The sequence below is a fragment of the Mycobacterium sp. TH-M82 genome, assembly GCF_057473605.1.
Map to the genome: position 1 here is coordinate 1 of NZ_JBYCKY010000087.1, position 9,970 is coordinate 9,970.

Genomic DNA, 9,970 nt, shown 5'->3' on the forward strand with positions numbered 1-9,970 from the left:
TGCGCACCGCCCGCGACAAACCGTCGTCCATGGTGAACCGCTCGCGGCTCCAGTCCACCCCGTCGCCCAGCCGCCGCATCTGGGTGCCGATCGTGCCACTGGAGTCTCGCTTCCATTCCCACACCAAGGCGGCGAAGCGCTCCCGGCCGACGTCCTCTTTGGTCCGGCCTTCTTCGGCCAACCGGCGCTCCACCACCGTCTGCGTGGCGATACCGGCATGATCCATCCCCGGCAACCACAGCACCTCATAACCCTGCATTCGCTTGCGGCGGGTCAGGATGTCCATCAGGGTGTGATCCAGCGCGTGCCCCATGTGCAGGTTGCCGGTCACGTTCGGTGGCGGCAGCACGATCGAATACCCGGGTTTCGAGCTGGCCGGTTCCGCGGTGAAGTAGCCGGCGTCGACCCAGCCCTGGTAGATGGCGGCTTCGACCGCACCCGGGTCCCATGATGTGGGCAGGTCTGGCGCGTCAGCGGCACCGGGGCTGGCAGTCACCGGTTAATTCTAGGAACGCCCGCCGAGCAGACGCGAAAGCCCCTAATTCCGGGGTGGATCAGGGGGCTTTTGCGTCTGCTCACGCCAGGAGCGGATTACTTCTTGCCGCCGAGTAGACCGCCGAGGACTTCGCCGATCGCACCGCCGGCCTTGCCGCCCAGCATGTTGCCCAGGATGCTGCCCATCGACGTGCCGCTCCCGCCGCCGGTGCCGCCGGTGCCGCCCAGGATGCTGCCCAGCACGTCGCCGAGCCCACCACCGGAGCTCTGGGAACCCTGCTGGGCCGGTTCTTTCTTCTGGCTCAGCTGCTTGCCGATGTAGGCCAGCACGATCGGCGCCAGTATCGGCAGTAGCTTCTGCATCAGGTCACTGTTGCCGCCGCCGGCCTCGGCCAGCGCCGAGGCGACCTGACCCGCGTCATTGCCGCCGAAGATGTTCGCGATTGCCTTCAGTCCGTCTGCGGCGTCGATCTGGCCCACGTTCACTTGACCGTTCAGGCCGTCCAGCAGCCCCCGGGCGGCGTTGGCTGCCGATTCGATGCCGGACGCGTCGCCGGCATCCTGCGCGGTGTGTTACAAGCCGCTGACCAGCACCGGGACCAGTGTCTGAATCGTGCTGCCCACCTCACCCTCGTCGGCGCCGAGATGGCCGGCGATTTCCTGTACGGGGATCTGGGCGAAGAGATCATCAAGACCGGCCATGAGATGTCATTTTCCTTGCAGGGATGTCACCGACTGAATGGGTTGGTGTCGACATTAACCCAACCGGGTGACGTCCAGCGACACTTCCGCGGCCGGGAGTCGGGCCAACAGCGCGTCGCCCATCGCCGCTGCCGGAGTGAGCACACCACGTAGGTCGGACAGCTTGTCCCGGTCCAGCGCCAACGTCAGGCCGCTCTCGCCCAGCAGCACCGAGGTGGCCTGGTAGCCGGGATCCCCGCGCTGCGTCATGGTAGCCAGGTAGCGGGCTCCGGTCGTCGTCGTGGTGTAGGTCTCGACCCGGTAGTGACCGCGTTGACGGGCGGCTTCGCTGGGCCCGCTTCCCGGGGCCGGGGTGAACCGTCTCACCAGTCCATCCGGCAGCAACCGGAAATAGCGGCCACCCAACTGCCACACGGTGTTGCCGACGGCGGTGGCGAGCCCGGAGAGCGCAGGCGCCGCCACCGACGAGCCGACGCTCATGTGTTCCGCATACCGGAACCGTCGGCCGTACGCCCACCCGAGCAGCGTGTTGCTGCGCCGCACAATCCGGGTGTTGACCGCCGCCATCGCGAACCCCGCGGTCCAGATGCCAGCCAGCTCGGGCACGATCGCGCCGCCGCGCCGCCACGGCAGGTCCGGCTGCCGGCCGAGGTCGGGTTCGGCGGCGCGGTCGGCGCTCAGCGTGTAGGGGTCGTTGAGCTCGCGACGTACCTCAGGGTGGCGCGACGAGGTGCGCAACACCTCGACCATCGAGGCTATGGTGCCGCCGGAGAAGCCGCCGGAGAAGCTGCGCAGCACGAAATCGGTGTCGGCGAGCTCGCCTGCGCGGTCTTCGCCCGCCCGGCGGTAGAGCGCGTACACGCTCAGGTCCGATGGAATGGAGTCGAATCCGCAGGCGTGCACGATGCGCGCGCCGGTATCGACGGCCTGCTTGTGGTACAGGTCGATGCTGTCACGCAGGAACGTCACCTCGCCGGCCAGGTCGGCGTAGTCGGTGCCGGCAACGGCACACGCCGCGACGAGCGGCAGCCCGTAGCGGGTGTAGGGCCCGACCGTGCTGATCACCACCCGGGTCCGGGCGGCCAGCGCGTCCAGCGTCGACGGCTTGGCCGCGTCGGCGATCAGGACCGGCCAGTCCCGTGCTGCGGGGCCCAGGTCATCGCGCACCGCGCGCAGTCGCTCAGCGCTTCGGCCCGCCAGCCCGATCCGGGCACCGGCCCCGGCTGTGGCTGTGGCTGTGGCTTCGGCAACGGTGGCCAGGTAGCCCGCGGTGAGCTTGCCGACGAAACCGGTCGCCCCGTAAACGACTACGTCAAGCTCACGGTCAAGCTCACGGTCAAGTTCACGGCCAAGCTCACGCGATGCTTTGGGCATCTGCCGAACGCTACCCGCAAAGCACGACGGCGCAGGATCGTGGCCCGGCGCCGTTGTGTGCCGTCGTGGATCGTCGTGTTGAAGCCGGCAGTCAGCCGCGCCGGCCGCAGGTCGGCCACGCACGCAGGCCCTGTGTCCGCAGCACGTTCTCGGCAACCCGGATCTGCTCCGCCCGGCTGGCGTTGTGCGGCGAGCCCGAACCGCCGTTGGCCCGCCAGGTGCTCGAGGTGAACTGCAGGCCACCGGAGTAGCCGTTACCGGTGTTGATCGCCCAGTTGCCGCCGGACTCGCAGGCCGCGATCGCGTCCCAGTTCACGCTGTATGCCCTGACCGGAGCGGGAGCCGGTTCGGGCTCCGGGGCCGGCCGCGGCTCTAAAGGCAGCTCCCACAGTGCCGGCAAAAGGCCTTCAGGAGCCGGCGAGAGGCCTTCAGGAGCCGGCGGGAGGCCTTCAGGAGCCGGCGGCAGATCCCATGGCGACGGTGGCGGCTGCGCCGGAAGCGCCGGAGCTTCCGTGTCATAGGGGGCATAGGGGGCATAGAGGGCGGCCAACGCGACGTCCTGCACGGTCACCGGGCCGGCCGGCGCGGTCGTCTCGGCATCATCCGCGGCAGCGGTGCCGATCGGCGCGGTGGCGAGCACCGTCGCGAGCGCGGCCAGGCTGAGCGTCTTGCGGACGTGATTCACTGTCGCTCCTTTCGCTGAACGCGCGCCGAAGCAAGCCCACGGGTGTGGGCTCGGGTGCCCGATGCGGGCGGGAATGTGTGCCTCGGGACGTGCCGTCTGGTTCCGGCACGGCAGCGGGGGCACGATCTGCCCGGCCGGCCTACTGTCCGGCGGCTGCGGATCGGCTGTCGCCGCCCACAGCCCCGCTCACGCGTGGATCGGTTATTCAATTTTGTGTTAGCCATTTATGGCCGAGAAGGACCGTACGAGATCGATGTGCATTAGTCATCTCGGGCGCGATCGGTATCTCGGACGGATAACGGCCCGATCACGCGATCTATTTACCAATATCTTCCGAGGTCACGGGGAAGGCTTACCACGAGCCAGCAGTCGAGTGACAACGGCATGATCGTGAGTCAAATCACGTAAATATTGTGAGCTGGGACACGACGTTGCAGTGCCTCCCGCCCGAATGATCATGCGGAAGCACATAACGTACCGATCACAAAAGATGTGACGAATTACTCAATTTCTGGGATCGGAATTTCCCAACGCCGGCAGATCGGCCGGTGTGTTGAGGTTGGTCAGCGGCCGCGAGTCGGACAGCACGATCCGCTGAGTGTCGAGCAGGCCGACCAGCGCGCCCATCCGGCGTTCGCCGGCGGCCACCAGCGCGTCGATCCGATCGGCCAGCCGGGTCCGGTACACCCCGGCCAGATAGTGATCACGTCCATCCCACGGCAACACCGCGTCGGCGTCCAACCGCGCGGCCGGGCCGGCGAGCGCGTCGATCAGATCGACAGTCAGCAACGGCATGTCGACCGCGCAGACGAAGGCGCGCTGCGCACCCGCCTCGGCGGCCGCCCGCAGTCCCCGCCCGGCCGCCGCCAGCGGACCGAGTCCGGGCACCTCGTCACGTAGCAGTCGCGCCGACAATCCGGGCAGCGCCTGTCCGCCGGCGGCCACGACGAAAACCGGATCGCACCGCTGCGACGCGACGGACACCGACTGCTCGATCAATGTCCGCCCGTCGAACGACCCCGGTACGGTCAGCGTCGCTTTGTCGCGGCCCATCCGGCGCGATGCCCCGCCGGCCAACACCACCCCCGCCAGCGCCCGCCAGCCCCCGCCAGCCGGGCGTTCGGCGTACCCGGTCAGGCTCGTCAGGCTACGGTCCAGGTGTCACGTCCACGCAGCAGCGATTGCAGTGCAGCAACGTCGTGCGGGGCGGCCTGCGCAGCCGCACCGACCTGCGCCCGGGCCGCGTCGTCGTAGGTGGGTTTGCTGACCTGACGGAAGATGCCCATCGGGACGTGCGTCAGGTTCTGATCGGACAAGCGGGACAGCGCAAACGCATACGACGAGTCCTCCAGCGTGGCGTCGTGGACGACGATCTCGTCGGCGGACACGTTGGCGGTCTTGGTGACCTCGAGCCCGTACCCGGATTTGACGACGCAGAATTCGCCGCCGGCGCCGAAGACGATCGGCTCGCCCTGACAGACGTTGATCATCCGGTTCTCGGCGCCTTCCTTGCGCAGCAGGTCGAACGAGCCGTCGTTGAAGACCGGGCAGTCCTGCAGGATCTCCACCAGCGCCGACCCGCGGTGCTCCATCGCACCGCGCAGCACCTCGGTGAGCCCCTTGCGGTCGGAGTCGAGTGCCCGGCCGACGAACGTAGCCTCGGCGCCAATCGCCAGTGAGACCGGGTTGAACGGGTTGTCCAGCGAGCCCATCGGTGTCGACTTGGTGATCTTGCCGGTTTCGGAGGTCGGCGAGTACTGGCCCTTGGTCAGCCCGTAGATCCGGTTGTTGAACAGCAAAATGGTGATGTTGACGTTACGGCGCAGCGTGTGGATCAGGTGGTTGCCGCCGATGGAGAGCGCATCCCCATCGCCGGTGACCACCCATACCGACAGGTCTTCACGGGCCACCGCCAACCCCGTCGCAAACGTCGGTGCGCGGCCGTGGATCGAATGCACACCGTAGGTTTCCAGGTAGTACGGGAAGCGGCTGGAGCAGCCGATGCCACTGATGAACACGATGTTTTCCCGGCGCACTCCCAGCTCGGGCAGGAAGTTGCGGATGGTGTTGAGGATCACGTAATCGCCGCAGCCCGGGCACCACCGCACTTCCTGGTCGGAGGCGTACTCCTTCGCCTTCTGCGGTTCGTCGGTGGTGGGCACCTCACTGTCTTTGGTGGGCACCAGACCGAGATCCACACCCGCCAGGCTGCCGCCGATCAGGTCAGTCATTTGTCTGTACTCCTGCTCCGACCGTAGCCACCGCCAACCTGGCCACCATCGTCTTGTCGTCTTCAATCTCGGCCAGTGTCCCGCGTGTCCCGCTCAGCGCGGCACGGATGACGCGCCCGATCTCGTCGGCGAGGAATGCGACGCCCTGGACCTTGGTCACCGACTGGATATCGACCAGGTAGCGCCCGCGCAGCAGCAACGCCAGCTGGCCCAGGTTCAGCTCCGGTACGACAACCTTCGGGTAGCGGCGCAGCACGTCACCCAGGTTGGCCGGAAACGGATTGAGATAGCGCAGGTGGGCGTGCGCGACTTTGGTGCCTTTGCGGCGGGCACGCCGGCAGGCCTCGCCGATGGGGCCATATGAGCTGCCCCAGCCGATCAGCAGGAGTTCCGCGTCCCCGGAGGGATCGTCGACCTCGAGATCGGGAACACCGATGCCGGCGATCTTGGCCTGACGAATCCGCACCATCATGTCGTGGTTGGCCGGTGCGTAGGAGATCTCGCCTTCGCCGTTGGTCTTCTCCAGCCCTCCGATGCGGTGTTCGAGGCCCGGGGTTCCCGGGATGGCGAACTGCCGGGCCAGGGTTTCCGGGTCGCGCGCGTACGCCTGGAAGTCGTCGCCGGCCTGGGCGAGCGTGCGGTCGATGGGCGCGATCGAGCCGATGTCGGGCACCCGCCACGGCTCGGACCCGTTGGCGATCGACCCGTCGGACAGCAAAATCACCGGGGTTCGGTAGGTCAGCGCGATACGGGCGGCCTCGATGGCAGCATCGAAGCAGTCCGACGGCGTGCACGGGGCCAGCACGGCAACCGGGCATTCGCCGTTGCGCCCGTACAGCGCCTGCAGCAGGTCGGCCTGCTCGGTCTTGGTCGGCAGCCCGGTGGACGGGCCGCCGCGCTGGACGTCGACAAGCACCAGCGGCAGCTCGGCCATCACGCCGAAGCCGACCGCTTCGGACTTCAGCGACAACCCGGGGCCGGAGGTGCTGGTGACACCCAGCGCTCCGCCGTAGGAAGCGCCCAGCGCCGCGCCGATGCCGGCGATCTCGTCCTCGGCCTGCAGCGTGATCACGTCGAAGCGCTTGTGCTTGGACAACTCATGCAGGATGTCCGAGGCCGGGGTGATCGGATAGCTGCCCAGAACGACCCGGGTGCCGGCCAGTTGTCCGGCGACGATAAGCCCGTAGGCCAACGCGGTGTTGCCGGAGACCTGCCGGTATTCGCCGGGCGGCAGCATGGCGGGCGACACCTCGTAGGTGGCGCCGAACGCCTCGGTGGTCTCCCCGAAGTTCCAGCCGGCCTTCAGCGCCAGCACGTTGGCTTCGGCGATGTCGGGCTTGCCGGCGAACTTCTCCCGGATGAAGATCTCGCTGGTCTCGACCGGGCGGCCGTACATCCAGGACACCAGGCCGAGGGCGAACATGTTCTTGGCGCGCTGACCGTCCTTCTTCGAAACGCCACTGGGCTCGACCGCGCCCAGCGTCAGCGTGGTCATCGCCACCGACTGCACCTCATATTCGGAGAGCTCACCGTCCTCCAGTGGGTTGCCGTCATAGCCGACCTTGGTCAGGTTACGCTTGGTGAATTCGTCGGAGTTGGCGATCACCAGCCCGCCTCGCGGCAGGTCTTCGATGTTGGCTTTCAGCGCCGCAGGATCCATCGCGACCAGCCCGTCGGGCCGGTCGCCGGCGGTGAAGATGTCAAAGTCCGCGATCTGGATCTGAAACGACGACACCCCGGGCAGCGTGCCCTGCGGCGCCCGGATCTCGGCGGGGTAGCTCGGCTGGGTGGCCAGGTCGTTACCGAATACCGCAGCTTCGGCGGTGAACCGGTCACCGGTGAATTGCATACCGTCGCCGGAGTCACCGGCGAAGCGGATCACGACCTTCTCGAGCTTGTGCCGCTCATGTGTCGCTTCCGACCCGGCCTGGTCGCCCTGGTCAGCTTGGCCACCGTCCGGACCCACGTCCCCGCCTTCCGTCGTTGTTCCCACCCCAGCCCTTCACATCGCGACCGCAAGCGCACACCGTAGTCGACCCCGACCAAATTTTCACGTCACTGCCGGTACCGATTATTGCACCGCTCTTAGGGATGCCTCGACGCCACGCGCTACCGACCCACTGCGAACCGGCCACAAAATACCGAGGTCACGGTCCCACACCAGACAGCTGTGGGTTGCGATGTGGTGTTCGTCACTATTGCTGACAGTTCAAGGTTAAGAAAGTTGGGGGACGGGTGGGTAACACCCGCTAGCGTCACCGCACACCCCGCCGGTGCCAGCCGCGCCGACTGTGCAAGCTGATGTAGGCTTCCCGAACGAAGCGATGGTTCCTTGTCCGGGTCGTTGGTGGGGAATGATCTGCCCCCCGCAGAAACCGACGTACCCCTTACCCGAGGACTCGCTACGTGGCAATCAGACAGGCCGCAAGCTACGCGCATCTGAGCGAAGCTCAGGTCGAAGCGCTCGGGCGCGAATTGGACGCAATTCGACGCGGCGTCGAGGACACCCTCGGCGCCAGGGACGCCGCCTACATTCGTCGCACGATCGTGTTCCAGCGGGCGCTGGACGCCGCGGCGCGACTGATGATCCACCGCAGTCGGACCACGCCGGGCTGGCTGCTGGGCGCGATCGCCCTAGCCGTCGCGAAGTGTGTTGAAAACATGGAGATCGGTCACAACGTGGTTCACGGCCAATGGGATTGGATGAACGACCCCGAGATCCACTCGACTACCTGGGAATGGGATATGACGGCCGTGGCGTCGCAATGGCGCTCTTCCCACAACTACACCCACCACGTGTTCACCAACATCGTCGGCATGGACGAGGACATGGGTTTCGGCATCATGCGGGTTACCCGTGACCAGCCTTGGCGACCCGGCCACCTCCTGCAGCCACTGGGAAACATAGTGCTGGCGGCAGTGTTCGAATGGGGCGTTGCCCTGCACGCCCTGGCCGCCGGCCGCGAGCACGCCGCCACGGAGATCCAGAAATCCGCGGCGACCCGCGCGTTCGCCCGCAAAGTCGCCCGCCAATTGACCAAGGACTACGTGCTCTTTCCAGCGATCGGTGGACGCCGGTGGCTCCGGACCCTGACGGCTAACGCCGGCGCCAACCTGACGAGGAACTTGTGGGCATACCTGGTGATCTTCTGTGGCCACTTTCCCGATGGCGCCGAGAAATTCGACCGAGCTGTGCTGGAGCGGGAGACCAAATCCGAATGGTATCTACGACAGATGCTCGGCAGCGCGAACTTCGACGCGGGACCCGTACTGGCGTTTCTCAGCGGCAACCTGTGCTACCAGGTCGAACATCACCTCTTCCCCGACCTGCCCAGCAATCGCCTGGCACAGATCGCTGACCAGGTGAGCGCGTTATGCGACAAATACGACCTGCCATACAGCACCGGCCCGCTACCACGTCAGTACCTGCTGGCGCTGCGCACCATCTGCAAGCTTGCGCTCCCGAACGTTTTCCTGACCCGCCGCGGCGGGTAGTTAGGCACTCTTGTCGCGCCGCTCGGCGCGCGCCGGCTTGCGCGGCACGATCGTCGGCAGCACGTTGTCCTCCACCGTCTCCTTGGTCACCACGACCTTAGCGACGTCGTCGCGGCTGGGGATGTCGTACATCACCGGCAGCAGCACTTCTTCCATGATCGCCCGCAGCCCCCGCGCGCCAGTGCCGCGGTGGATCGCCTGGTCGGCGATCGCCTCCAGCGCGTCGTCGGTGAACTCCAGTTCCACACCGTCCATCTCGAAAAGCCGGGTGTACTGCTTGACCAGGGCGTTCTTCGGCTCGGACAGGATCTTGACCAGCGAATCCATGTCCAGGTTGGTCACCGAGGCCACCACCGGCAGCCGGCCGATGAACTCGGGAATCAGCCCGAATTTGATCAAGTCCTCGGGCATCACCTCGGCGAAGTGGTCGCTGGTGTCGATCTCGGCCTTGGAGTGGACCTCGGCACCGAAGCCCAGGCCGCGTTTGCCGACGCGGTCGGAGACGATCTTCTCCAAGCCGGCGAACGCGCCCGCCACGATGAACAGCACGTTGGTGGTGTCGATCTGGATGAACTCCTGGTGCGGGTGTTTGCGGCCACCCTGCGGCGGCACCGACGCCTGGGTGCCCTCCAGGATCTTCAGCAATGCCTGCTGCACGCCCTCACCGGAGACATCCCGCGTGATCGATGGGTTCTCGCTCTTGCGGGCGATCTTGTCGACCTCGTCGATGTAGATGATTCCGGTCTCAGCGCGCTTGACGTCGTAGTCAGCGGCTTGGATCAGTTTGAGCAGAATGTTCTCCACGTCCTCACCCACGTACCCGGCCTCGGTCAACGCGGTGGCATCGGCGATGGCGAACGGCACGTTGAGCATCATGGCCAAGGTCTGCGCCAGGTAGGTCTTGCCGCAGCCGGTCGGCCCGAGCATCAGAATGTTCGACTTGGTCAGCTCGACCGGCTCCCCGGATCGGGAAACGCGGCCCTTCTCG

8 protein-coding genes and 1 pseudogene are annotated in these 9,970 nt (G+C 66.6%); 1 reads left to right on the plus strand and 8 read right to left on the minus strand.

Going from position 1 to position 9,970, the window contains the following annotated elements:
* From AC2VON_RS02590 to AC2VON_RS02620, 7 genes and pseudogenes are all read right to left on the minus strand, one after another.
* A partial coding sequence (locus AC2VON_RS02590) for a class I tRNA ligase family protein (protein ID WP_486951536.1) occupies window positions 1-496 on the minus strand: 496 nt, incomplete at its 3' end.
* A 95-nt stretch (window positions 497-591) separates the two neighbouring features.
* Window positions 592-1,197 (minus strand): annotated as a pseudogene (locus AC2VON_RS02595) (DUF937 domain-containing protein).
* A 54-nt stretch (window positions 1,198-1,251) separates the two neighbouring features.
* A complete protein-coding gene (locus AC2VON_RS02600; RefSeq protein ID WP_486951537.1) occupies window positions 1,252-2,571 on the minus strand; it encodes a saccharopine dehydrogenase family protein in 1,320 nt (439 codons plus the stop codon).
* A gap of 91 nt (window positions 2,572-2,662) precedes the next feature.
* Window positions 2,663-3,256, minus strand: a complete 594-nt coding sequence (locus AC2VON_RS02605; protein ID WP_486951538.1) for a transglycosylase family protein — start codon at window positions 3,254-3,256, stop codon at window positions 2,663-2,665.
* Between the two features lie 504 nt (window positions 3,257-3,760).
* On the minus strand, window positions 3,761-4,348 hold the full coding sequence (mobA, locus tag AC2VON_RS02610) for a molybdenum cofactor guanylyltransferase (RefSeq protein WP_486951542.1): 588 nt from the start codon (window positions 4,346-4,348) through the stop codon (window positions 3,761-3,763).
* Window positions 4,349-4,398: 50 nt separating this feature from the next.
* On the minus strand, window positions 4,399-5,487 hold the full coding sequence (locus tag AC2VON_RS02615; RefSeq protein ID WP_486951539.1) for a 2-oxoacid:ferredoxin oxidoreductase subunit beta: 1,089 nt from the start codon (window positions 5,485-5,487) through the stop codon (window positions 4,399-4,401).
* Window positions 5,480-7,369 carry a 2-oxoacid:acceptor oxidoreductase subunit alpha gene (locus AC2VON_RS02620; RefSeq protein ID WP_486951543.1) on the minus strand — a complete coding sequence of 630 codons (1,890 nt, stop codon included), beginning with the start codon at window positions 7,367-7,369 and terminating at the stop codon, window positions 5,480-5,482. The genes AC2VON_RS02615 and AC2VON_RS02620 overlap by 8 nt, the downstream gene beginning before the upstream one ends.
* Before the next feature lie 524 nt (window positions 7,370-7,893).
* On the opposite strand from AC2VON_RS02620, the gene AC2VON_RS02625 reads away from it, so the two are divergent.
* Entirely contained in the window at window positions 7,894-8,982 is a 1,089-nt protein-coding gene (locus AC2VON_RS02625) for a fatty acid desaturase family protein (protein ID WP_486951540.1), read from the plus strand.
* Here the strand turns inward: AC2VON_RS02625 and clpX are convergent.
* The coding region (gene clpX / locus AC2VON_RS02630) for an ATP-dependent Clp protease ATP-binding subunit ClpX (RefSeq protein ID WP_486951541.1) at window positions 8,983-9,970 on the minus strand (988 nt) is incomplete at its 5' end.

Excerpts from the sequence above, each read along its gene's own strand:
- AC2VON_RS02600 (WP_486951537.1), bottom strand. The coding sequence starts at position 2,571 with ATGCCCAAAGCATCGCGTGAGCTTGGCCGTGAACTTGACCGTGAGCTT.
- AC2VON_RS02615 (WP_486951539.1), bottom strand. The coding sequence starts at position 5,487 with ATGACTGACCTGATCGGCGGCAGCCTGGCGGGTGTGGATCTCGGTCTG.